Genomic DNA, 22,329 nt, shown 5'->3' with positions numbered 1-22,329 from the left:
GCGCGAATAGCCCCTGAAACGCCGAAATCCCACACGAACCAAAGGCTCGTGCAGGATCTCGTCAATTCAACTCAGGCCATTTCAAGAACGGCCCAGGCCTACTGTTGGTCGGGTTTGACTCTCTCCAGCTGTTCGTTGATCCGAGCCAACCATGCGCCATCGTCGCCTGGCTTCAGGGCTGCCAGCTCGGTGGCAACCTGCTTCAGCTCAGCGATCTTGGTGTCGTTCTCTGGATCGCCTTGACTGAGCCCATCGACCGCCTCGCGAAGGCGGTCTTCGAGGGGTCTGAGTTCTTCTTCCGGCCACCCACCCCCTCCGCCACCGAGCCGTCTGCGCAGACGTCCCAGCTTGCACCCCTCCTGCATCAGGCCCACCGCATCCGAGGGTGCAAGCAGCTTCTCTGGTGCGAGCTTGCCCGCCATGACGAACCGTGCCCGGTCGAGTTCGAGCAGCGAGTAGGTCATCACGAGCTGTTCCCACAAGTCCTTGTCCACCGTGTCTGCGAGACGAGAGCGATACTCCTGCCACGCCGAGGTTGGCAGGAAAGCATCTGCGGCTTCGATAGGAGGCCAATGTGTGCCTTTAGCGGTAGCAAAAAAGATCATCTGAGCCTGGAGCAGTTCGCCCGCCACCAGCTGCTTGGCTCGGTCGGCCTCGCGTTTCTCCCGTCTCATCTCCAAGTAGCTCTCGCCGCCCGTGGACGCGACCGCGCCCATGAACACCGCGCCCAGCGTGAAGCCCCACGTCGCCAATTCGGATCCCATGACAGTGATGCTATGGGTGGTTTGCGGTGGTCGTGGGTCGCGAACGGGGCATCGGGCAGGTCACGACTCTTCCTTGTTGATCTCCGGGAATTCCCCGCAATCGGGCCAGCTCATCGTCCGCGAACAGACATTGCCAAATCCGTAACCTCCACCACAGCCGCTTGTACGGCAACAGTCGACGCCCGGTAGGGCCAGCCGGGCGCGGTAGGCGGACCCGGTCGAGCACGGCTTCGGACAGCGGCGATCGAATGCCCAGAACAGGCGAACCTGCCCTCGGGACCGTCACCCCAGGACCAGAAATCACCCTGCCCGAGATAGAGCACGCCCTCGGACACCCGCAGTTGATGCAGCCGGTCCATGAACCCGACAGGCACCGCATCGATCGGCGGCGGCCCAGGGAACCGTTCCCGACGATTCGTCCACCACCGACACCGCCGGGCCCGGGATCGAATTCCGCGCTGTGCGGGCTCCGAGGCGCGCGGCCAGGGCTCGATGCTCTCGGCCGAGGAACGCGCGTTGATCACCGAACTCGTGGGTGGCTCACAGGAGCAGTCAATCCGGTTGCGCGCGGCGCAGACCGGCGCGGAGGTGGCTCTGCCGGGGCATCTCCCAGGTGACGATCTCCGGGCTTTGTGGCACGCCGTCTCAACGGGCCGGCCTCGCGTATGGCGTCGCGACAACCTCCTGCTAGTCACTGGTACCGGGATATAGCTATGGTGGTGGGCATGAGTAAGCAGACGAACATCCGGCTGGACGAGGCCGTCAAGGCCGCCGCCGAGGAGCGGGCCAAGCGCCGTGGCCTGAGCCTGCAAGGATATGTGGCCGATCTGATCGAGCAGGACGTGAACGAGTCACGCGCCGCGTTCATGGCCGGCGCCGCGACGTTCCTGGCGGCGTACGCCGACCGGTTCGAGGCGGAGTTCGGCGAGGACCGCTACCCGGGGCCCCCGGCGGAGTCGGCACGGACCGCGCCGCGGGACGCCGCGTGAACCTGCGAATCGACCTCGCCTGGATCCTGGCGGTCGCCCAGCAGATCCCCGGGGACCCCCAGTTCGTCGACTACGGCGTGCCCATCGCGGCCGACGCACGCCACCGCGCGGAGATCCTCGACCACGAGGTCTACCCCGAGCCCCACCACAAAGCCGCCGCGCTCCTGTGCGAACTCGCCAGAAACCCGAGCCTCGAGACGAGGAACCTGCTGTTCGCGGCCACCGTCACCGCGGCCTACCTCGCCGCCTGCGGCCTCCCTGTGAGCCCCGGCCTCGACACCGTCCTCCCCTTGGCCCAGGCCGCACGCGAAGGCCTCCCGGTGCGAGAAGTCGCCACCCAACTCAAAACCTGGACGAGTTGACCCACCCGCCACCCTCCGACGCACACCCACCCGGACGAAGACCGCCACCAGGCCGGATGACGGCATGCGGGTGTCCGGGAGAGCCTCGAGTTCGGGGTCGGGCCAGGGGCGGGTGTCGGCCCAGGTGGGGCGGTGGCGGCCGGTGGCGATGTCCTCGTACAGGTCGGTGATCGTGACGTCGGCCCCGAGGCTGCGGGTGCCGGCGGGCGTGGCCCCGGTCCAGCCCGGCGGATCGACGCGGCGAGACTGTGCGTCTCCGCGGCGTCGGTGAGTCACCGTACTTTCAGCGCGGTCGTTCCCGAGAAGGCGGACCAAGCCGCCAACCGGGAGGGGAAGGGCCTCGGAGGGCTCCCGTGTCAGTCGCCGTCAGTCGGCTTCGGGAAGAATCCGGACCTGCCCGACCCCGCCCCGGCGAATTGGTAGACGCGTGCCTGTGCGAGCACGTCGGCGGGCGGGTCGCCGTTTTCGATCACGACGGCCTGTCCCGGGAAATCGAGCATGTCGCGGTAGAAGTGGTCCACGACGTTCGAGGTCAGGTCGACGTCCTCGCCCACGGGTTCGGTGATGGGGTCCCGGAACGTCACGACCGGGGAGTCGAGGACGACGAAGCCGGGATGCGGCTTGGACTCGGCCAGGCAGTAGCGGGCCAGGGCGGTGGTGAACGCCGAATGCAGTACCGATCGGATTCCTTTGCCCCGCCCGGCTCGACGACGCCCTCCTGCGCGGACGTCCATGGCGTACTGGTCGTACTCCGGAAACTCCACGAAGGGGACCTTCCATGCCTCCAGGGTGCGGCGGAGCGCGTCGTCGAAGGTCGACAGGACGCGGTTGGGGACATGGTCGGCGGGGCGATGCGAGGACTCCGCGCCTTCTCCGTCCAACCGGGAACGCCGCTCCTCCAGTTCGTCGATCCGTTCGTGGAGGTCCAGGTTCCGCTCGATCGCCGAACGGGCCCGCAGTGTCTCCTCCATACGCTCGCGCAGTGGAGCCGACATCTGCTCCGCCGCCGCGATCTGTTCGTCGGCGCGGTGGGCGCCTTCCACGACGGACGCCCACCGGGCGTTGAGCTCATCGAACTGCGTGCGCAGGTCCGCGATCGTGGGGAGGAGGTCTGCGAGCAGAGCGCTCGTCTTCGCGCTCTCGCTCTGCACCGCCATGTGCAGCCGGGTGGTTTCGTGCTCTCGGTGTCCCGGGTCCTGGTGCTCCGGCTCGGCGCCGCAGAACACGCAGGTGCCCATCCGGAAGTAGCCCAGGATGCTTCCCGCCTCGGTGACCATGTCCAGGCGGGCGAGATCGGATCGGTACTGTGCCTCGAGAAGGACGAACCTGGAGACGAGATCGCCGACCTCGGCCAAGCGCGCTTCCAGCGTCGCGCGTTCCTCGGCCATGCGCATGCGTGTCATGACGGCGTCGAGGTGCCGGTCGGTCATCACGCGCAGCGTGGCGGAGTGTTCGTCGATGGACGCCTGCAGGCGCGCCTGGCGAGCGCGGAGTTCCCTGACGTTCTCCTGGGTGGTCAACTTGCCGTTCAAGTCGAGAATGATCTGGTCGAGGAGGGTGATCTTGCCTTTGTTGACCCGGCGTTGTCCTGCGTTCGGCCCGGTGGCGACGTCCGGGGCACCGTCGCCCGTGAGCAGGAGTCTCATGACCGAGGCCGCTGCGGTCTTGCCGCTGGAAGCGCTCGAGTGCAGGACCGGGGACAAGGATGCGACCATGCGCGTCTCGGGAACGACGGATAAGTGCACGAGATCGTTCAGGGCCAGTCCGCGGGTGCCACCAGCCTCGTTCTTGCGGATCTTCAGTCCTGCCAGGCCGAGTTCGCCGAGCAGGAATTGCGAGAGGCTGTTCCTGCTGCTTGCCGTGTGAATCGCCGTGACCTTGGCGTCGGCGGGTCGGGTCACCAGGGTTCTGAGATCTTGTCGGTGGACGTGGACGGTGTTCGTGTCGGGGGCGCGGAGCAGGGTCAGTGGGCTGCCGTCGGGCAGGCGCAGTCCCAGGAGGATCTGGCTGTAGCCCTCGGCTTCCGGCACCACCGGCGTGTGGGCGCCTCCGAGCATGTACTCGATGGACTCGGCGACGAACGACTTGCCGGTGTCGGAGGCGCCGTAGATCACCGTCAACGACGGATCGAACTCCACGCCCGCGGTCGGCTTGCCGGACCCGGCGTACGTGAGGTGGATCAGACGAAGGTCACCCATGAGCGGTCTCCGTCCGTGTCGGATCCGCGAACGAGGAGTTGACGATCTCGCGTGTGGCGACGCGTGCGTCCACCGTGGGGAAGTAGTGGTGGATCACCCACTCGGCGCGCTCGCGCAGGGACTCGACGTACGGCGCTTCGAGAACGTCGACGAATACCGGGCCCCGGTCGGTGGCCGCGTACATCAGCCCCTCGTTCCGGTCCTGGACACCCGCGAGACCGGCCCTGATCAGGACGAGGAGGGCCTGCTCCAGGACGGTTCGCTTCATGCCGATCTCTCCCCCTCTGGCCGGGAGGTCGGGATGCAGACTCGGCGGGCCGTCGAACTCGCCGCTGTGGAGCAGAACGTGGTCGAGCACGACGAGTTGGGCAAGGTCCAACGGTTCGGGGTGGCTCTCGGCCAGGAGGACCAGGGCGCGTACTCCGACCTCCAGCGGGCTGTTGAGCGGATTCACGTCTGTCCCTTCCGGCACCAGATCAGGCGATTCTCGTTCGCCAGGTGGTGGCATACCCCTTTGCGGGTGTTCGGCTGCACGAAAGGGGTCAGGATCGTCGGGGTCAACTGGACGCTCCCCGCGGCGGCAGTGACGGCTCCGTGTCGTTCCCAGCCGTCCGGGTAGGTGCGCTCCGCCACCTCCACCACGATGTCGTACACGTCCTCCATCAACTTCTCGAAGTAACCCGGCGTGGTCGCGTCGCGGGCGAACACGCGCAGTGCCTCGGCGGTGTAGAACGCCTCGCGTTGCCTCTTGAGGTGGGCGTCGGCCGCGGCGACCTCGCTCACGTGTTCCAGGTCGGTTATCGCGTCCGGGAATCGTTCGCGGTACACGTCGAGCAGATGCCGGACGTAGCGGGTCTCCACCTCGCCGTGCTCCTCGGGAGGAATCAGCGCCTCGGGGCCACGCGTGAGGGGGGCGTGCGGAAAACGGTCGGCCCAGTGGACGGTCGTGCTGTGCAGTTCGAGCATCTCGTCGAGGTCGACACACTCGAAGATGTCGAAGTCGGTGGACGCGGCCAACTCACGCACCGCCTCGCGCCCGTCCGCGGTGAGGTCCGTCACGAACTTCTCTTTGGCCGTGTCCCATTCCCGCAGGAACTTGTCCCGGCACTCGGTCGGCTTCGCGAACTGACGTGGCAGGCTGCGCGAGATGATGGGGGCCACGAACACGTACCGCTTCGGTACGGTGAAGTGACCGGCCGCCGCCGCCACAAACATCTTGCGCATCTCCGTGACCGCGGTGGACCAGGCGAGGGCGGCCGCGTACCGCTTGCACTGGTAGTTGTGCCACTCCCCCTCCAGCCTCTGCCGTGACAGATACCCGGCCACGTCGATCCCGTGGTCCCCGGCCCCGCCGTGCCGTTCGACCAGGACGTACTTGGTCTCGAGGGCCGGAACCCACTCCTTCACAAACTCCTCGAACGTGTCCGGGTCGAAGAACGGAACCATCTGCTTCGGCGACGGCATCGAGGCCATCCGCAGCGTAGGGGGCAGGACCGTCAACGACGGCCGGCCCGCGCCCCTCGCAAGCGCTTCCTGCTGATCCGACAAACCGTCCCCCCGGTCACTCGACGCAAGCAAGTGATACCACTCACCGTGGGCAGACGAAAGAAGCACAACCGTTCGGGACGACGTCGCCGGGGCAACGAGACCATCCGCTAAGAGGCAGGTTCACCGTGATCAGGACAAGGACCTCCGGCGGGAACTCCCCCGTCATCACCAACGCCACAGGGAATTCTCGACAGCGTTGCGGGGCTTTCTCAACCCCTGCGACACCGCAAGTCAGCCACTTTCACCACCCGAAGAGGCACCCACCACCACGCGGCACTTCCACCCACGAGCAACATTCTCAAACGGTGCCGCACCGCAGATCAGAACCCCACACCCCCAACCCACCACTGACACGGCTCAACCGACACCAATGTCGCCGAGCTCTGCAAGGAGCTCGGAATCTCCCGGCAGACCCTCTACTGGCACGTCTCACCGGGACGGCGAGGCACGATCTGACGGGGCGCGGGGTGCTCGCCCCCAAGTGGGGACTCGCAGAGGCTGCATCGTGGAACCGGCGGCCATCACTTACTTGGCGGCGGTCCGGGGGTCGTCGTCCCGGTCGGTCGCCAGTGCGGCCGGCAGCGGCAGCCCATACCTGTCGCACAGGAATCGGGTCTGGCAGTACCGCTGGGCGTCGGCGGCCACGCTGCCGAGGACCGCGGCATTCATGCCAGCACCGATGAGGACACCCACGAACGGCACGACCTTGGCGACGTTTTGAACTGGCACCCTGGAGCCGGCCGGGCCCAGGTGCTGCATCAACTTCTCAAGGGCGGCCAAGAGGCGGTGGTCCTGGCGGAGCTTTTCCGACCACCTTACGCGTCCCTTGACCGCGTCCGCGGCCCGTGTGGCCTTACGCAACGGCTCGATTTTGGCCGCCTGTGCCATGAAGGACCGGCGTACCAGGCGTTGGATGAAGATCTGCTCACCGGGGTCTTTGGCGTCGTAGCCGTAGGAGTACGCGATGCGCGCTGCGATCGACGCGCTCAGGACCTGGATGACGAGGATGTCCGCTGTCATCACGACGGGGATGCCGGCGACAGGGACCATGGCCAGCAGACCCATGACGCCACCTTCGAACGCTCCGACGGTCCGCCACTTGAGGGTGTTGGAGGTCAGCAGCCGGTCGCAGACCTTGAGGTCCTGCTGCCGTAGTTCGGTGAAACTGTCGAGATCGAAACCTTGCTTGCGGGCGAGCTTCTCGACGCTCTTCGGGTCGTTGAGCTCCTGGGCGCAGTCGTTGACCAGTTCGAGCAGCGCTGTCGCGGCTCCGAGCGCCGGTGACAAGGCCTTGTTGGCAACCGCGTCGCCTGTGCGGCGGATCGGTTCCATGACCGCCTCTGGCACAGCGTCCGCAACCCGGTTCACGGCGTTTCCCGCGACCTCACCGGTGCGACCGAGCGCGGCGCTCGCCCAGTTCGGCAGACCACGGCGGTTGTTGCGACACTGCCAGTACTCGTTGAGCGTGTCCCATACCTGCCCCTCGTACGCGTTCATCGGGGCTGCACCGTCGACGAGTGGGTCGGCGTACGCGCTCATTGAGGTTCTCCATCTCGACTGCGATCGCTGGGGCCACGATGCCCAAGCCGCAGCCCGGGCTGAAGGAAGGTATACGGCGTGGTGTGCGCCTTCGTCTCGGAGTTTTGGGAATCGCGATTCCACGGCGACGACTGGGGTGTTGGGCCGCCGCGAGGCGCCTGCAGATGAGGCAGGGCCGGTTGTCGGTGGTCACCCTTATGCTGCGCCCGCAGCGAGGGTGTAGACCCCGCCTATCGAGCGGGGGAGTTGCGATGGTGCGCACCGGCCGTCCGCGTAAGGATCCCCGGGAGCCAGCGGAGATCATGCGGGCGGCGGGGCTGGAACCCCTCGCCCCCTACCCGGGCAGCGGTCTCCCATGGCTGTGTCGGCATGTGGCGTGCGGGCGAGAGGTCACCCCGCGCCTGAGCAACGTCACCAAGGGGCAGCGCGGTTGCATCCACTGCTCGGGACGGGCCCGGATCGAACCCGAGGCGGCGGCCGCGGTGATGCGCGCGGCAGGTCTGGAACCGCTGGAGTCCTACCCGGGCAGCGACCGGCACTGGCGCTGCCGGCACGTGGCATGCGGACGCGAGGTCACCCCCACCTACGTCCGCATCAACTCCGGGGCGGGGGCGTGCCGATGGTGCGCGCCGAACGCACCGGTCGACCCGGACGCCGCAGCGGCCGACATGCGCGCCGCCGGCCTGGAACCCCTCGCCCCCTACCAGGGCGTGGACACCCCGTGGCCCGTTCGCTGCCTGACCTGCGGCACCTGCGGCACGCCCACGCTGGGCTCCATCCGCGGGGGGCAGGGCGGCTGTCGGCCCTGCGGCCGGCGCAAGGCCGACGCCGCTATGCGCAACGATGCCGAGGCGGCGTCCGCGGTGATGCGTGCGGCAGGCTTCGAACCGCTGGAGCCCTACCCGGGCACCGCGTTCGCGTGGAAGAGCCGTTGCACCCGGTGCGGCACCATCGTCTCCCCGCGGTTGGGCTCCCTCGCCGGCCGAAGCCGCCCGGGGTGCAAGCCGTGTGCCGACCGGGCCAACGGCATTGCGCAGCGGCACGACGAGGGCCTGGCCGTCGCCGAGATACGCGAGCACGGGTTCGAGCCCCAGGAGCCCTACCGCGGGGTGAAATACCCCTGGCGGTGCCTGTGCCGCAGCTGCGGGACGATCACCTCGCCGACCTTCGGATCGATCCTGGCCGGGCAGAGCGGATGCCGACGCTGCGCCGACCTGCGTGCGGCCGCCGCGCGGCGAGAGGACCCCGAGCGGGCCGCCGTCTCGATGCGCGAGTCCGGTCTGGAGCCCCTGGAGCCGTACACGACGTCCATGGCGCCCTGGCGGTGCCGTTGCATCACCTGCGGTCGCACGTCCACCCCCACCCTGGCCAAGGTCCGTAGCGGCCGCGGCTGCAAGTACTGTGCCCGCCACGGCTTCGACCGCGCCGCACCCGCCCGCGTCTACGTCGTCACCCACGACCGGCATCACGCCGTCAAGATCGGTGTCGCCGGCGCCCGCCGGCGCAACGACCGCATCGCCCAGCACGCCCGCTTCGGGTGGGCGCTGTTCTATGAGCGCTACGTGCCCACTGGTGACGACGCCTTGGCCGTGGAGCAGGCGATTCTGCGCCGGCTCCGCGCAGCGGGCCACGGCGTCTTCCTGACCGCCGTGCAGTTGCCCAACGGATGGACCGAGACGTTCGACGCCCAACGGGTCAGTGCCGCCGAACTGCGCGCCGCCATCCGGGAGGAACACCCGGCCGTCCCCTCTCCCACGGAGCCGCCGACACTGTTTTGACGCCCACCGTCCCGAAGCGGGCGCGCGGCGCTGGCGAACGCCGTGGGCGGCCCAGACCTCGCCCACGCCGCCACGGCCGAAGACGTCGAAGGGGTTGTAGCGCACAGTTGACCGCGCGCGCGGAGCCCGGGGGTTCCACGTGCGGCGGCCTCGGTTGGGTTCCGCAGTGGCGACGATGACCTCGCCGCCAACCGCAAGCTCATGACCTGGCTCAATCGCCCGGACCCGGCACGGGCATGGACGTAGTAGCGGAACCAGCCCCCGAAGGGGTGCCGGAAGGAGCGATCCCTGCCGGGTATTGACGAAACCGCCAGATTCGCAGAACGTGCTCCGGACGTTCCCAGTAGTCATCGGGGACCAGCTGGGCGAGCAGGGCCGGCTCGGGCTCCTCACGCAGCGCACGGATATCGCCTTCTTCCGTAGTGGTGGCCTCCAGGAACCGGAGGGTGTACAGCCTGCTGAGGGTGCCGAAGAAGGCGAATCCCTGCTCCTCGATCTGACGAGCGGCATCTTCGTCCGGAGCCTCTGGCGCAGAGATGTAGTCCAGCCTCGCCAATCGGCCCTGTTCATCAAATTGGGGCTCTTCGGTCTGCGGCCAGTCACCGTGCAACATCAGGAACCATGCCAACTTCTTTTCGTCGGGATCGGTGATGGTCCGCCCAGCGCTCAGCAGTTCGATCCCGCCGATGGTGAAAGCCCACGTCTCCTCACCGTCCGGTAGCCGTTCCACAACCCGCTCCCTGTCTCGGTCCGTGATCACCGAGAAAGTGAGGGGAGGTTCGATCGCGAGCATTCCATCCCCGAGCAGATACATCTCGTTGACCTTGATCGCGTCGACGAAGGACAGTCGCCGCTGACTCCCGGCGATGCTGAAGGCGGACGGGTCGACCAGCGTCCACATGCCCATACGACTCCAGAAGAGTGCGTAGAGCAGCCGTCCGCCCGTGGCTTGGGCGTAAGCCTGGGTCGAGGCCATGTCCTTCGCCCGTACTTTGGCCTCACGGTCGCTTCCGGTCGGAGCCACATTCTTGACCTCAACCAACAGATGGGTGCCATCGTTCAGGACGATGCGGAAATCCGGCGGCTGGAGCTCACCACCCCCGTCATCGAAGTAAAACAGCCCCGAATCCTCGGTCTTGATCAAACGAATAGCGCCGAGGGCCACCACCACAGCTTCAAATGCGTACTGCGTCTGCCAGCCTCGCAGCCTGGAGACGTTGTCCAGCGAAGAACGTAGAGCGTCGCTGATCGCCGTGGCGGTCTCTGTATGCCGATCACTGAGCAGCCTTTGACCATCGGGAGTCGGCAGCGCGAGTTCGATCAACGACATGACTTCGAGCCCCAGGTCGCCCTTCCGGCCTCGTCGCAGTGCCATGCGTATCCCCCTGTTGTCCGGCTTGCTGAGGGCACGGTGCTGCCGGGCCCTTGATGGATCTTGTTCATACACCCACCATGGGAGAGACGCTTGCGCTTTTCCATGAGGGTGAATGCCGACGGCGTCGCAGACGACCCGAGTCGGAGCGGGGACAGCGGGTTCCGGCTGTGACCGGCTGCTCTACGCCGCAGCCTCCGAGAAGGTGTAGGGGCGGTCCCGGAGCACGGGCCGGGGAATCGGCCGGGGCGGCGGGGTCGTCTCGGCTCCTCGCTGTGAGAGTCGCCGACGCGCACGCCACGTTCGGCCGGGAACACAACGCCGCGACGTCCGATGCGCTCATGGACGGCGTCGTCGGGGAGTCCACGACCGGCAGCTGCTCCGCAGGAACGGCAGACAACCCCGCGTCGAGCACACGCGTCGCCGCCCACGCCGCCACGACGACGAACACGTCGCGCGCTGGGCCGAACGCTGGGAGCGGCTCGCCACGATCGACCCCGACTGGAACCCCACCGGACGCGAAGACCCCACCCAACGGTGGTCCCTCGAATGGCAGCGCATACTCACGACGGTACGACTGCACACCGAGAACGGCGGCGCGACTGGCGGGCTGGGCACCGCCGTCGGTGCACGCGCGCCGCAGCCCGTACGAGGCGGTCGCGTTGGTGCCGCCGGGATCCGCGATCGAGACCGGTTGTGCAGGCGAACGCATCGTCAGGGTCTGGGCGTTCCCCGACGACGACGCCGACCTGCCGGACGCGGCACCTTCGTGCCGGGACGCGTTGGCGCGGGCGCTGGCGACCTGCGCGGCCGGCCGGCACCGGGTGGTCGCGACGGTGTCCGGCGGTATGGACTCCGGCGCGCTGGCGGTGCTCGGCCACCACCTGGGGGTGGTGGCGGCGACGTTGACGTGGGAGGCGGGGCGCGGCGGCGAGGACGCCCGGCACGCCCGCGCGGTCCTGGACCGTCTCGGCGGCATCCCGCACCTGTGGATCGACCAGGACGACGAGATGCCGGGCGCGTTTTCCGGCATGGGACGTCCGGTGCCCGGTGACGAGCCCGGGCTCGCGTTGCTGGCCCCCGACTCCCGGCAAGGCGGTGGTGGTCCGCCACCGCCCCTTCGGAATGATGGTCGACATGCCGAACGGCGAGGTCGGCCTGTTGGAACCGGAGTATGCGGAGCCGCTGTGGCGGGACACGGACGGCTGGTACCCGGCCGGGACCCGCGTTCGGGTCGTGGTCCTGGGCTACACCACACCCGGCGAGTTCCGACCCGCCCAACTGCGCCTGGCCTCCGATCCGAACATCGTCGACGCCGTCGGGAACCCGTGAACGCGCGCAGGGAAGGTGACGTCGACGGCAGTGGCCGTGGTCCCAGCGCAGACATCGGGTGCTGTTGCGGCGCTGCGGCGGCACGAGACGGGCACGGGGCCCGGACTTAACGCCAACCCGGGGGTCGCGGAGTGCTCCTGTGCCGGGCGGTGCGATGGGAACGCACGTTTCGCGGCGGGTGGGCGTTGCGGGTCGATTTGCCGCTGTGGACCGGCTACTCGGTGCCGGGGGGTACGAGGTCGGCCCCGCCCTGCACCTCCAGATCGCCCCAGCCCATGCCCTCGTCCCCATTTCCGGACAGGACTACCGCGGGCTCCCCCGCCCCTGACCGTGTCGACCTGCGGCTCGGCGGAGAGCCGAATCCATGATGGGCGAGCAACCGCCGTGACGCACAAGGGTGGAACTCCCACGACGCGGCGTGGTCACGGTCCGGAGAGCGTCCCTCACGGCGAAGCTGGGACCGTAAGCATCAGCAGCGAACACCCGGTGGGCGTGGAACAGGTCTACAGAGCCATGGTTGCGCTGGGAGCCGAACCTCTCTTCGAACCGGACGTACGACCGGAGGGTCCGCGGGACGAGGACCGCCGACGACTACTCGGTGCCCTGCTGGCCAAGGTGGAACTGGAGACCACCGCCGCGATGCGGCCGGCGAACGAACAGGACGAAGGCGAACTGCTGCAGGGTTGGATCGAGCAGGTGGGGCCGGACTCGGTCCTGTCCGCCAACGTGCTCATCAACCGGCTGCAACGCACCGGGGCGCAACTCCTGGGGCTCGACGAGGACGAGACTCTCCCGGGGCAAGCAGCGTCATCCATGGCCATGGCGGTCGCGGGGGACGTGTTCGGCGCCCACCTGTGCTTCCGCGAGGGTGACGTGGACGGCGTCCGGCTGGCCCTCGGCCGAGCTGAGGCTTCCATGATCGAGGTCCAGCAGAGCATGCACGACCTGCGTGTCGCCATCGGCGACGCGCAGGAGGAGCCGGACCGGTGAGAGAGCACGCAGTTCCGGAAGCGATTCGGCGCGACGAACGCGTCCGCCCTTCGCGTCACAGCCGACGGACGGACGTCGCTGTGGCGAGAGGGTCGGCTCGCGCCGTCCGTTCGGCTCGGTGTCCTGCCCGCTCACGCTCGCGTTCGTGACGGTGACGAGCGGCGGGGTCGCGGTGGGAGGCGGGTGTCGCTGGGGTAGGAGCCGGGGTTGTCGAGCCATGCCTGGATCTGCCGGAGTCCGACGCGGAGTTGGTCGTCGTCGGCCTGGGCGCGGTTGTCGGTGCCCATGGCGTGGTTCACGCGGATCTGCACGAAGGGCACGGCTTCGCCGGATTTGGCGCTGAGGGGCCCGACGCGGTCGGCGATCGCCCCGCGCAGTTGTGTGTCGTTGAGCGCTTCGATGTCGTCGACGGAAAGGGCGCGCAGGGAGGGGCCGGGAAAGGTGTGGTCGGCGAGCCAGCGTTCGATGTGGTCCAGGCCGATGGCCAGATGGGCGAGCGAGGCGTGGTCGCGTGTGCGGATGTCCATGGCGCGGTTGAGCGCGGTGTGCACCGCTCTCTCCACCACCACGCCCCGCGTGCAGCCGTTCGCCATCGGTTCCCCAGCCCTCGTCGGAAATCCCTCGCCGTACGATCCGCGAACGCCGCGACCGACCCGGGACGTTCCCGGAAGGGAATCCTCAATCGCGACGCGCAGCAGGTGATCACCGCATCACATCAAGATCAGCACCCTCAAGGCGACCCCAACCGCCACCCACGGGTTTTCCCAACGGAACCGACCATCCGTCCCAGATCCTGCAAAACCACAGCCCACAGGCCAGACAAAGCCGAGCAAGACAGCAAGATCCGGGACACGCAGCCAAGATCCAAAATCCCAGATCCTGCAAACCCAACGGTCAACACATGATCAATCGACAAGATCTTTCAAAACAGCCGGGACGGAGCACCCGAAAGTCGTGAGGAAAACCGGACAGGAAAACCCGACAGGAAACCGAGAGACGCCGCAGGAACCACCGCGCACGCGGGCGCCAGCTCGGCTCAACCGCTCCAGGCCACACCGATACAGCCGGGGCGGAGCACCCCGACGTCGGGTGGCGGCTGCAGGTCGATTCTCCCGGACCGGGCGGCCGCGGACGGGCGAGCCGAGTGGCTGCACGGCGGACACCGCGCCGAGCACCGGGCGTGACACATCAGGAATCGAGGGACGGGATCAGGTGGAAATCTGCCATGGCGGTGCCTGCGCGCGTCTCCTGGTGGCCGTCCGAGCGGGTGAGCACGTAGCGAGCTTTCCCGTCGACTGCGTACCAGGATGCGTCGACCCTCCAGACCCCCTGGGCGTTGCGCAGCCGTTCCCCCACGCACAGTCGTCTCGGAGGCTGCGTGAGTTCGGTCACCGGGTTCATGGCGCCGTGCTTCGGCGGGCGTCTGTGGGGGTGTACGCCGTCGGCCACCATGAACGTTGTGCTGACCACCCGGCCGCAGCCGTTGGACCGGTATGCGTCGGAGTGCCACTTGATCGTGTACCGGGCACCGTGGCGGTCGGTCTCGGTACGGCACCAGTACCTCTCGGTCAGCTCGCTGTCCCACTCGTCCCAGAACCTCTTGTGGCCGTATCTGAGCTCCAGGTCGGAGTCCTGGCCCTGCTCGAGAGTGAACAGGTGCCGCGCCTCGACGCGCACGTCCCGCTCGTCCTCGTGGATGTACTTCAGGCGCCAGCCCGCGTCGGGCTGCTCCTCGATCAGGCGTGCCAGGATGATCTCCGCGAGCGGAAGGCCCTCCCGGGTGAAGGTGCCGTCGCAACGCCCGTCGGCCGCAACGATCTCGAACGTGCCGGGGATACGTAGTCCGGTGAAGGTCACTGCCTTCCCTCCGATTCTTGGTGAGGGCGCGTCGGGAGCGATCCCGATTACGATCCGGCGAACGCAGGCGCGTGTGGTTCCCGTCCGGAGCGATGCCTCCCGGATGGATCCTGGATGGGCGACGCCGCGAAGATTGCACGAGCGCCTGGTCCTCGACATGACGCATGAGCAGCGGGGCGAAGTCGCGTCGGCCTCTTGGTCGCCTGCCCGCTCTCGCGGTACGTGGGGTCACGCGACCCTGTGTTCAGGTCCTGGGAGAGCGGTCCAGCAGGAAGAACAGACTGCTTATCTCGTCCGCTGGCCAGCGACGGGCGAACCGCCCGCTTTCGCAGACGGTGACGACCGTTCCGCTCGGGGTGTCCTCGACGGCGGTGACCTCGACGATCGACCAGAGGCCGCTGGCGGTGCCGTCGTACATAAGGCGGTCCCCGATACCGATCGGTGCCTGAACGGTTCCGCCGGTGTGTCGCTGGTACTCGACCAGTACGCGAGGGGTTCCCTCATGCGTGGTCAGTGCCCGCTCGGTCAGCATGTCGGTCAGGTGTTCCGTGATCAGGGGGTACAGCTCCCTGGTGGGGCGATCGGCCGGGGCTCGGGTTTCGAGCAGGGCCAGGCGGAGCGCTTCTTCATCCAGGCCGGGCGCGTATCCGTGACGGTCGGCGAGTGCGAGAATCGCCTCGGCGTGCTGCCGGGTGACGACGTAGAGGTGCCAGCATGCCGAGGGGCCGGCGGTGGTGACCTCCGTGCACGATGCGCAGGACAGAGGGGCGTCCGTGAGGCGTGCCGGGTCCAGTTGCTCGTACGGGTGCACGACCTTGTAGCGGCCTGCGCCGCAGGCCAGTTCGATCAAGAATCCCGTGTGGGCGTTGAGCAGTCCCTCGTGGACGGTGCCTTCGTGATCGGTGACGTTACGCCGGTCCATGTCGCCTCCTGCCGTATCGAACGAGAGCGGAGCGGGGACGGTGTTCCGAGAGACCAGAATAGCAATTTTCTTGTATTGAAACAATAGTTATTCGATTCTGGGTCGCATCGGTGGACGATGACCCGACGATGAGTGCAGCCGTGCCGCAGAGGGGCACCGAGGCCGCCGCGGGAACTGGCGGGGCCGCGCGAGTCCCGGGGAAGGCACGGCCGTTCCTGTCTGGCCTCGGGACTTCGCAGTCGTAGCGGACGTTCTCGCCGATCCAAGTCGTCCGCTGCGACAGGCATTTACTGTGGTCGGCACCGGTATTGGTCTGACGGACTTGTGTCCCTGTCGTGCTCGCGGACGACGTCCCAGTAGTCGTCGCTATCCACGTCGTCGACGGACTGGATCGTGTCGTGATCGGCGATCAGGTCGGCCACGATCGCCGGGATGTCGAACCCCTCGGTGTGGAGGCCGAGCGTGAGGGACACCTGGTATTCGAGGTACGCCTGTCTCGGGGAGTTCATCTCGCGGTCCTTTGCCGTCGAATCAGGAATGGATCGGAGCAGCGGCCCGGGGGCGCAGGGGTACCCGGATTCTCGGCTCCCCACGCCCTACGGGGTCGGTGCCTACGTTTGCGGCCCGGTCGCTTCGAGGTGTCGGCGACGGCGGTCACGTCGTCGCTGGTCGATTCCGTGCATGATCAGGGTCGCTTCGCGCAGCGCCCGGGATTCGGCGGGAAGTTGACGGGCCCAGGTGTCGGCCACGACGAGGAGGTCGAGGCCGGCGACGATGCCTCGTGTGTTGCGGTCCAGCGTGGCTGCGATCGCGCTGCGGACGTTGTCCCGACGGTTGCCGTGGCGTGAGGAGCTGGGCGCGGACGTGGTCGGCGGGTTGCGGCCGTCGGTGAGGGCTTGTGCCTCGGTTGTCAGGGCGCGTAGGCATTCCGCGGCCGGGGTGTCTGCCAGGTGTTGGATGGCGGCCATACCGAGCTTCTGGATGGCGGTTTTCTGGGCGGTGTGGGCGAGCAGCCAGGCGTAGGTCTCGGCCCTTGGGGGTTGTCCCGAGGCGGCGCACCAGCGGTCCCAAGCCGCGCTGTATCCCTCTGTGCGGCGGGCGTTGGTGTCGTGCCATGCCTGGAAGCGTTCGTCGGCGTTGCCGATCGAGCCGATCACCCGCTTGGCGAAGTCGGCGGCGGACAGGGTCGGGTCTGCTTGGGCCGCCTCGCGGTCCAGGGCTGTCTGGGCGCGGGCCACTGCGGGTGTGGTGACGTGTTCGGCCTCCGCGTCCAGGACGGCGTCCCGGGCGAGGTCGGTCTCCGTGTGTGCGGTGTTCGCGTGCCGGCTTGCCAGTTCGGCCAGTTGCCGCGCGGTGCGGGCGTTCGCCGCGTCCGGTCCTGGTGTGCGGGCGCGGGCGGCGGCGTCGCGGGCGCTTTCGGCCGCCTGGGCGGCGGTGTCGAGGTGCGCGCGGACGGTGGCCTTGGCGGCCGCTGCCCAGCGGGCCCGCGTCGGAGTCAGGCGCGCCAGGACCTCGGTGGCGCGCGCATGTGCCGCGGCGGCCTTGGTGGCGTGCTCGTCTGCCTGGGCCGCCCATGCGTTTGCGTCCAGGCCGCCGCTGGTGTCGCCGGCTGCCTCACGGGTGGGGTCCACCACGTGGGTGTTGGCCAGGGTGGCCGTGATCGCGGTGTGGTTGACGGTCCGACTCGTCGGAGCGTCGTCGGCCCAGGCTTGGGACGCGCGAGCGTCGAAGCGGTTTCGTGGTCCGCTCCACACCGCGCGCATGCGTGCCTGTGTCAGCGCGCCGTCGTGTGCGCGGCGTACGAGTGCCGACATGGTCAACGCCCACCAGCCGGCGCCCTCTTGGACCTCGATGTTCCAGTGTCGGGCGGTTGCCGTGTTCGCGAGACGGGTCAGTGCGGTCGGTGGGCTGTGGGGACGCGAAGTGCTCATCGGGACTCCCCCTGCTCGGGTGTCGGACGAGGGCCTTCGGGGTGGCTCCGCACACCGGGGCAGGTCAGGACGCGCATCACGGCGGCGATCACAGCGGCGGGGGCGGCGGCGGAGAAGCCGGCTTCCCACAGCCCCGGGTGGCCCGGGTAGGGAAGATGTCCCGCGCGGAGCAGCCAGGTGCTGCGGTTGTCGGGCACTTCGACGTCTCCGGGGAAGTGGTAGAGCTGGGCGGTGCGGTCGGGTGCTTGGGCGGTGGTGTCGTCGTTGTCGGCGTGGTGGAGCGTCCAGTCGGCTGCGCGGGCGATTGCCCAGACGGCATCGGGGTTCCCGGGGTCGGCGAGCCAGTCCGGCTCTTCGTGTCCCGGCGCGGCCAGTTCGGAGACTGCTGCGGCGACGAGTTCCGGTGGGACGTGGTCGCCGCGGCGGAAGTGCTCGGTGTCGTTGAACCAGATGCTCCAGGCTCTGTCGCCGTAGGGGTAGCCGTCGATCATCCAGATGCCCCGGATCGGGTGGACGCCGAAGGCGTCGAGGTCGGTCGGGGCGTTGGGGTGCGGGACCGTCGGGAGGGCCTGTGGCAGGTACCCGACCCACACGCGCCCGGTCGTCGAGCGCACGTGGATGTTGCCGTGCGTGTCCTGGGCCCAGTGCCATCCGGCCGGCGCCTGTACTCGGCGCAGCGCCTCGGCACCGCTCGTCCCGTCGGTCGCCCATCGGGTCGGGCGGATCAGGGTCTGCCCGGGTGGGACTGTCACGGTGGTGGCGGCCGGCCAGGGGTTCGGTTGGTTGGTCACGGTTCCTCCCTTGGGGTACGGGCGGCGGGAAGTTCGCCACAGGGTGCGGAAGCGGTGTGGGTGGGTGTGCTGGTCGAGGCGGCTGGGCCTCTCGTCGGCGTACGAGAGGCCCAGCCGTGCCGCGCGGACGGGGCGGGGGCCGGCCGCGCGGCCTACGCCCGAACCGGCCGGGTTGCGGCTGCGGTTCGGGGGGCCGGCACCCGCTTGGGGGGGGTGGGCGGGTGCCGGCGGTCGGTGTCCGCTCAGGCGTGGTCGGCGGCGATGGTGAAGGACTCGCGGCGGACGTGGCGGAGGGGCGGGCTGAGCGACTCGGCTACGGGGTGGAGCAGGTGGCGCGCCGGCGCCCCGATGAGGACGTCCATGAAGCAGCGCGCGCAGGTGCAGTGGCCGGCGTAGATGCGGGGGCCGTGGCACTCCTCGACGGAGCCGTGGTAGATGACGACCTGGCCGTCCTCGGGGAGGTCGTGGCCGGCGGCGGGAGCGGGGCGCGGTGCGTTGTCGGACATTGCGGGTTCCCTTTCGATGGAATTCCCGCCCTCGGGGCGGCGGTTCGATCGAGTGGATCGCGGCGGTGGAGTCCCCTTCGGGGGTTTTCCACTGACCCCAGGATACGAAATCTCTTGTATAAAAACAAGAGATTAGGGAGACTGGTTCGAGAGGAATCCACACCCGGGGAAGGGGCTTCCGCCGTGAGCGAGCAGCAGAGATTCACCGTCAACGACTTCGTCGTCCTGGCGTTCATCCACGACGGCACCCGCCAGGCGCCGTGGGCCGCCTCGTTCGCCGGGACGGTTCAGGCCGTTCTCGACGCGGAGGGGCCGGACAGGGGATACGCCGTCGTGTGGGCCGGCCAGGGCGTGAAGTACCTCCGCGGGGAGGAGCTCGTGCGCGCCCACCACAGCCAGTGGCCCTCGCAGCTCAGCCTGTACTGCCCGCTCTGCGGCTTCCAGACCTGGGCCGCGGTCCCCGGTTGGCCCCGGCACGGCTCCGACGCGGTCCTCACCCACGACGTCCACCACTGCGTCGGCCGTCCGAACACCCCCATCGTCATCGTCCCCACGACCCGTCAGATATGGGTGATCGACTACACCCACGACGGCCGTTCCCACCGCTCCCAGGTCAGCTACAGCCGCCGGGCGGTGCGCGACGAGCTCGCCAGGATCGAGCGGCTCGAGGGAGCCGTGGTGGTGCGGGTGCTCGAGACTCTCCCGGCCCGGGCCGAGCGCCTGATCGACCCGGAAGACTTCAGGGCGCAGCGCTGACGCCGGCGCCAGCCGATCCGCGCGGGCCCTCCCGAACCGAGGCGGGCTCCGGGGGTGGTCGGAGCCGGCACTCGCCCGCCGACGTCGCACGTCGGCGGGCGAGTGCGCTGGAGATTCCCGGTCGGTGTCGAGGCGTCGACGCGGTACCCGAATCGCTCGATCGCCCACGCCCGCGATTGCTCGTCGAGCCTGGCCGAGGATCAGGGTTTCGTTTCCCCGCAGAGGTCGGCCAGGAAAGCACGGGTGGAGAGCATCGCGCCGTAGCCGTCGGCCTGTTCCCGGGTTGCGCCGGTGGCCGGCAGGGGCCTGATCGTCAGCGGGCGCGCCCGGGACAGGTCGAGCGCCAGGCGCTCGGTGGTGGGGTCGAAGCCGACGCGGTACGAGTCGGGCGCGAGCCAGATCGTGTACCAGGATTCCGCGGGGGCCTTGGCACGGGGGCCGTGGGGATCCACGGGCGCCCAGGCCACGCAGTGGCATTCGGGGTCGCCGCAGGGTTCCCTGACCGAGGCCCGCGGGGTGGCGCGATGACGTGTGAGGACGCCGGCCAGCATTGGGCACCCTCGGGTCGAATAGTGCGCGCAGACCGGGTGCATGCCCGGCTCGGAGATCCACCCGTGGACGAAGTCGCGGGGGCGGGCGAGCACGACGACGCGATCATCGAAGGGACGCCAGCAGGTTTGGCACAGGCCGCGGGTGAGGGCTTCGTGAACGCGCTCGTGGTCGGTCATGCCGAGAATGGCGGTGCCGTCGCGGTGGCGGAGACTGATGGCGGGCACCACCAGGCCGGCCCTGGTCCTGGGCAGGCGGGCGAGTGCGACGGGCACGGGCGGGGGGCTGAATCCCATGTTCCTTGTCCTTTCGCGCTGTGGACCGGACGGCGGGAAGCCGTGGCCGCTCCCGGCACCGACGTGCGGCCCGGGAACGAGCTGGGGAACGCGGATGCCGAGGCGTGGGTGAGCTGGTCGATTCGTCCGGGCATGGCGATGTGGTTCTCCGGGCACCGGGTCGGATTCAGTCGGAGGCGATGTCGTCGAGGGAGACGAGCAGCGCCCGCAGGGCGTCTTGGCTCAGCGGCATCATGGCGCCTTCGTCGTCCGGCCCTCCGGTCACGACGACGGGGCCGCAGATGTTGTCCCCGGCGTACCCGTGGCGTGCGGCCAACAGCATCGCGGGGATGTTGACCCGGTCGGTGTGGTTGTACGGGTGGTCCTCGTCGAACCACATGTCCAAGCGGCTCGTGAGTGCCCGGCAGGCCACACGCTCGCATCGGATTACGGCACGGTAGACGGGGAGGCGGTCCTTTTTCCCCAGGGCCAGTTCGATGACGTCCCCATCCTCGGTGAGGAGCAGCGCGTTCGTCTCCGGCATGGCGATCTCCGTTCGATGGGCCGTCGTGGCACGGCACGGGTTCGTCGGTCCGGGGGTTCGTGCGGCGGGGCGGCGCGCACCGTGTCGCTGCATTGCTTCCTGTGTCGGAGCGCGCAGCGCGGTGATGGTGGGCCGCCCGGCGCCCGCCGGCGTGACGTGCCGGCGAGCGCGGGGCGCCTGCTCAGGCGGGCAGCAGGGATCGGTCCATGACGTTGCCGAGAACGGTGAGGGTGTCCGTGTGCAGGCTGTGGAGGCCTTCGCTGACGGCGCGGAGCATGTTGCGTTCGGGCCGGCTGGCACCGCGTACGGTCTTGTGGTGGTGCTCGTAGGTGTTGGTGGCTTGGGCGACGCCGAAGGCCGTGTTCCGCCACGGCGAGACGCGGGGGTCGCGGGACCACAGTTCGCGGAGGGTGTCCTGCTTGCGCTCGGCGTTCGTCCGGGCGCGTCCCTTCTCGGCGGGGATGGGCGCGTGGGCCTTGAGGAACTCGTTCCACTGGTAGTCGCTCACGTGGACCGCGCACAGCCGGGCGACCTCTTGGGAGAAGTCGTCGGCGGTCGCGTAGACGATGTCCAGCGCGGTACGGAGGCGGTCGATGACCGGGAACGCGTCGGGGTCGCCACGGTGCGGGAACTTGACCGTCTGCCCCGCCTCGTTCAGCGCCGTGGCCATGGTGTTGTCGCAGACGATCGCGGTCACGTGGCGCTTGTACGTGGAGGACAGGTCCCCGTTGAACGCCGTGGCCGCCATGAGGTTCGGGCGGAAGTCCACGCCCTCCTTGGTACCGATGGTCTCGGCCAGTTCCAGGGACACCCAGGCAACGGCTCCGTTGCGCAGCAGGCCGGCGGATCCGATGGCCAGGTCCGACGTGTCCAGGAGCCGGCCGACCCGGTTGATCAGCCACTCCTTGTAGGGGTGCGGCTGCCAGGACTCGCAGAAGATGCCGAGCGTGTGGCCAGTGTCGCTGCGCAGCATGGCCTTCTTGTGGGGGACGGCTTCGCGCTGGCCGGTGACGGGGTTGTCGACGTAGACGCGGCTGGGGACGGCCTCCCAGTCGAACAGGCGCCGGCAGACGTCGTCGACGGGGATGGCGCCGGGGTAGTGGTTGGGGGTGTCGCCCTGCCGGCTGGCCCGGTAGTGCCACGCGTTGCCGCGCTTGTCCGTGAAGCCGATCAGGGTGTTGCGGTTCAACCAGTCGAGAGTTTCCTTGGACACGGCGATTTCCCTTCTCTGGCGAACGAGGAAACGCTGTGGGTGAAGTGGTTCTCTCTCCCACTGGTTCAATAATAGAGCTTCTGTTACGTCGACGCAATAGATTATGGATTGAC

At 68.6% G+C, this 22,329-nt stretch carries 22 protein-coding genes and 1 pseudogene; 7 read left to right on the top strand and 16 right to left on the bottom strand.

Annotated elements, in window-relative coordinates; genetic code table 11:
- Nucleotides 1-98: 98 nt before the first annotated feature.
- Nucleotides 99-764 carry a hypothetical protein gene (locus ACFZBU_RS42435; protein WP_391589138.1) on the bottom strand — a complete coding sequence of 222 codons (666 nt, stop codon included), beginning with the start codon at nucleotides 762-764 and terminating at the stop codon, nucleotides 99-101.
- A 725-nt stretch (nucleotides 765-1,489) separates the two neighbouring features.
- Between ACFZBU_RS42435 and ACFZBU_RS42430 the strand changes: the two genes are divergently transcribed.
- The gene (locus ACFZBU_RS42430; protein ID WP_391589137.1) at nucleotides 1,490-1,753 is read left to right on the top strand and encodes a hypothetical protein; all 264 of its coding nucleotides are present in this window, start codon (nucleotides 1,490-1,492) and stop codon (nucleotides 1,751-1,753) included.
- The gene (locus tag ACFZBU_RS42425) at nucleotides 1,750-2,115 is read left to right on the top strand and encodes a hypothetical protein (protein ID WP_391589136.1); all 366 of its coding nucleotides are present in this window, start codon (nucleotides 1,750-1,752) and stop codon (nucleotides 2,113-2,115) included. The genes ACFZBU_RS42430 and ACFZBU_RS42425 overlap by 4 nt, the downstream gene beginning before the upstream one ends.
- A 356-nt stretch (nucleotides 2,116-2,471) precedes the next feature.
- Here the strand turns inward: ACFZBU_RS42425 and ACFZBU_RS42420 are convergent, their stop codons facing one another.
- The 4 genes from ACFZBU_RS42420 to ACFZBU_RS42405 form a co-directional block, all read right to left on the bottom strand.
- Nucleotides 2,472-4,313: a hypothetical protein gene (locus ACFZBU_RS42420; RefSeq protein WP_391589135.1), complete on the bottom strand. Its 1,842-nt coding sequence runs from the start codon at nucleotides 4,311-4,313 to the stop codon at nucleotides 2,472-2,474.
- Nucleotides 4,306-4,767, bottom strand: a complete 462-nt coding sequence (locus tag ACFZBU_RS42415) for an ABC-three component system middle component 2 (RefSeq protein WP_391589134.1) — start codon at nucleotides 4,765-4,767, stop codon at nucleotides 4,306-4,308. Before ACFZBU_RS42415 ends, ACFZBU_RS42420 begins: the two co-directional genes overlap by 8 nt.
- Nucleotides 4,764-5,777 (bottom strand): ABC-three component system protein, encoded by a 1,014-nt coding sequence (locus ACFZBU_RS42410; protein WP_391589133.1) that lies wholly within the window; start codon nucleotides 5,775-5,777, stop codon nucleotides 4,764-4,766. Before ACFZBU_RS42410 ends, ACFZBU_RS42415 begins: the two co-directional genes overlap by 4 nt.
- A 609-nt stretch (nucleotides 5,778-6,386) precedes the next feature.
- Entirely contained in the window at nucleotides 6,387-7,400 is a 1,014-nt protein-coding gene (locus ACFZBU_RS42405) for an EcsC family protein (protein WP_391589132.1), read from the bottom strand.
- A gap of 251 nt (nucleotides 7,401-7,651) precedes the next feature.
- Between ACFZBU_RS42405 and ACFZBU_RS42400 the strand changes: the two genes are divergently transcribed.
- Entirely contained in the window at nucleotides 7,652-9,178 is a 1,527-nt protein-coding gene (locus ACFZBU_RS42400; RefSeq protein WP_391589131.1) for a GIY-YIG nuclease family protein, read from the top strand.
- 211 nt (nucleotides 9,179-9,389) lie between these two features.
- Here ACFZBU_RS42400 and ACFZBU_RS42395 read toward each other — a convergent pair whose 3' ends face one another.
- On the bottom strand, nucleotides 9,390-10,553 hold the full coding sequence (locus tag ACFZBU_RS42395; protein WP_391589130.1) for a hypothetical protein: 1,164 nt from the start codon (nucleotides 10,551-10,553) through the stop codon (nucleotides 9,390-9,392).
- Between the two features lie 53 nt (nucleotides 10,554-10,606).
- Here ACFZBU_RS42395 and ACFZBU_RS42390 point away from each other — a divergent pair.
- The 3 genes and pseudogenes from ACFZBU_RS42390 to ACFZBU_RS42380 all read left to right on the top strand — a co-directional run.
- Nucleotides 10,607-11,545: pseudogene (locus ACFZBU_RS42390) on the top strand (asparagine synthase-related protein); the annotation flags it as partial.
- 142 nt (nucleotides 11,546-11,687) lie between these two features.
- The gene (locus ACFZBU_RS42385) at nucleotides 11,688-11,882 is read left to right on the top strand and encodes a hypothetical protein (RefSeq protein WP_391589141.1); all 195 of its coding nucleotides are present in this window, start codon (nucleotides 11,688-11,690) and stop codon (nucleotides 11,880-11,882) included.
- Between the two features lie 513 nt (nucleotides 11,883-12,395).
- A complete protein-coding gene (locus ACFZBU_RS42380) occupies nucleotides 12,396-12,872 on the top strand; it encodes a hypothetical protein (RefSeq protein WP_391589129.1) in 477 nt (158 codons plus the stop codon).
- A gap of 131 nt (nucleotides 12,873-13,003) precedes the next feature.
- Here the strand turns inward: ACFZBU_RS42380 and ACFZBU_RS42375 are convergent, their stop codons facing one another.
- From ACFZBU_RS42375 to ACFZBU_RS42345, 7 genes are all read right to left on the bottom strand, one after another.
- A complete protein-coding gene (locus ACFZBU_RS42375) occupies nucleotides 13,004-13,465 on the bottom strand; it encodes a hypothetical protein (protein ID WP_391589128.1) in 462 nt (153 codons plus the stop codon).
- Nucleotides 13,466-14,060: 595 nt separating this feature from the next.
- Nucleotides 14,061-14,729 (bottom strand): hypothetical protein, encoded by a 669-nt coding sequence (locus ACFZBU_RS42370; protein ID WP_391589127.1) that lies wholly within the window; start codon nucleotides 14,727-14,729, stop codon nucleotides 14,061-14,063.
- Between the two features lie 244 nt (nucleotides 14,730-14,973).
- Complete coding sequence (locus ACFZBU_RS42365; RefSeq protein ID WP_391589126.1) at nucleotides 14,974-15,651, bottom strand: hypothetical protein; 678 nt, start codon at nucleotides 15,649-15,651, stop codon at nucleotides 14,974-14,976.
- A gap of 287 nt (nucleotides 15,652-15,938) precedes the next feature.
- Nucleotides 15,939-16,160 carry a hypothetical protein gene (locus ACFZBU_RS42360; RefSeq protein ID WP_391589125.1) on the bottom strand — a complete coding sequence of 74 codons (222 nt, stop codon included), beginning with the start codon at nucleotides 16,158-16,160 and terminating at the stop codon, nucleotides 15,939-15,941.
- A 102-nt stretch (nucleotides 16,161-16,262) separates the two neighbouring features.
- Entirely contained in the window at nucleotides 16,263-17,582 is a 1,320-nt protein-coding gene (locus tag ACFZBU_RS42355) for a hypothetical protein (protein ID WP_391589124.1), read from the bottom strand.
- Nucleotides 17,579-18,373 (bottom strand): DUF317 domain-containing protein, encoded by a 795-nt coding sequence (locus tag ACFZBU_RS42350; RefSeq protein WP_391589123.1) that lies wholly within the window; start codon nucleotides 18,371-18,373, stop codon nucleotides 17,579-17,581. The genes ACFZBU_RS42355 and ACFZBU_RS42350 overlap by 4 nt, the downstream gene beginning before the upstream one ends.
- A 242-nt stretch (nucleotides 18,374-18,615) precedes the next feature.
- On the bottom strand, nucleotides 18,616-18,879 hold the full coding sequence (locus ACFZBU_RS42345; RefSeq protein WP_391589122.1) for a hypothetical protein: 264 nt from the start codon (nucleotides 18,877-18,879) through the stop codon (nucleotides 18,616-18,618).
- Nucleotides 18,880-19,062: 183 nt separating this feature from the next.
- Between ACFZBU_RS42345 and ACFZBU_RS42340 the strand changes: the two genes are divergently transcribed.
- Complete coding sequence (locus ACFZBU_RS42340) at nucleotides 19,063-19,635, top strand: hypothetical protein (protein WP_391589121.1); 573 nt, start codon at nucleotides 19,063-19,065, stop codon at nucleotides 19,633-19,635.
- A gap of 200 nt (nucleotides 19,636-19,835) precedes the next feature.
- Here the strand turns inward: ACFZBU_RS42340 and ACFZBU_RS42335 are convergent, their stop codons facing one another.
- From ACFZBU_RS42335 to ACFZBU_RS42325, 3 genes are all read right to left on the bottom strand, one after another.
- Nucleotides 19,836-20,480, bottom strand: a complete 645-nt coding sequence (locus tag ACFZBU_RS42335; RefSeq protein ID WP_391589120.1) for a hypothetical protein — start codon at nucleotides 20,478-20,480, stop codon at nucleotides 19,836-19,838.
- Nucleotides 20,481-20,646: 166 nt separating this feature from the next.
- Nucleotides 20,647-21,003: a DUF3846 domain-containing protein gene (locus ACFZBU_RS42330; protein WP_391589119.1), complete on the bottom strand. Its 357-nt coding sequence runs from the start codon at nucleotides 21,001-21,003 to the stop codon at nucleotides 20,647-20,649.
- 181 nt (nucleotides 21,004-21,184) lie between these two features.
- Nucleotides 21,185-22,216 (bottom strand): DUF932 domain-containing protein, encoded by a 1,032-nt coding sequence (locus ACFZBU_RS42325; protein ID WP_391589118.1) that lies wholly within the window; start codon nucleotides 22,214-22,216, stop codon nucleotides 21,185-21,187.
- Nucleotides 22,217-22,329 lie beyond the last annotated feature (113 nt).

Origin of the sequence: Embleya sp. NPDC008237, from assembly GCF_042956465.1 — a bacterium.
GTDB lineage: Bacteria > Actinomycetota > Actinomycetes > Streptomycetales > Streptomycetaceae > Embleya.
The sequence above is the reverse complement of the archived record's forward strand: the minus strand, read 5'-3'. Positions and strand labels throughout refer to the sequence as shown.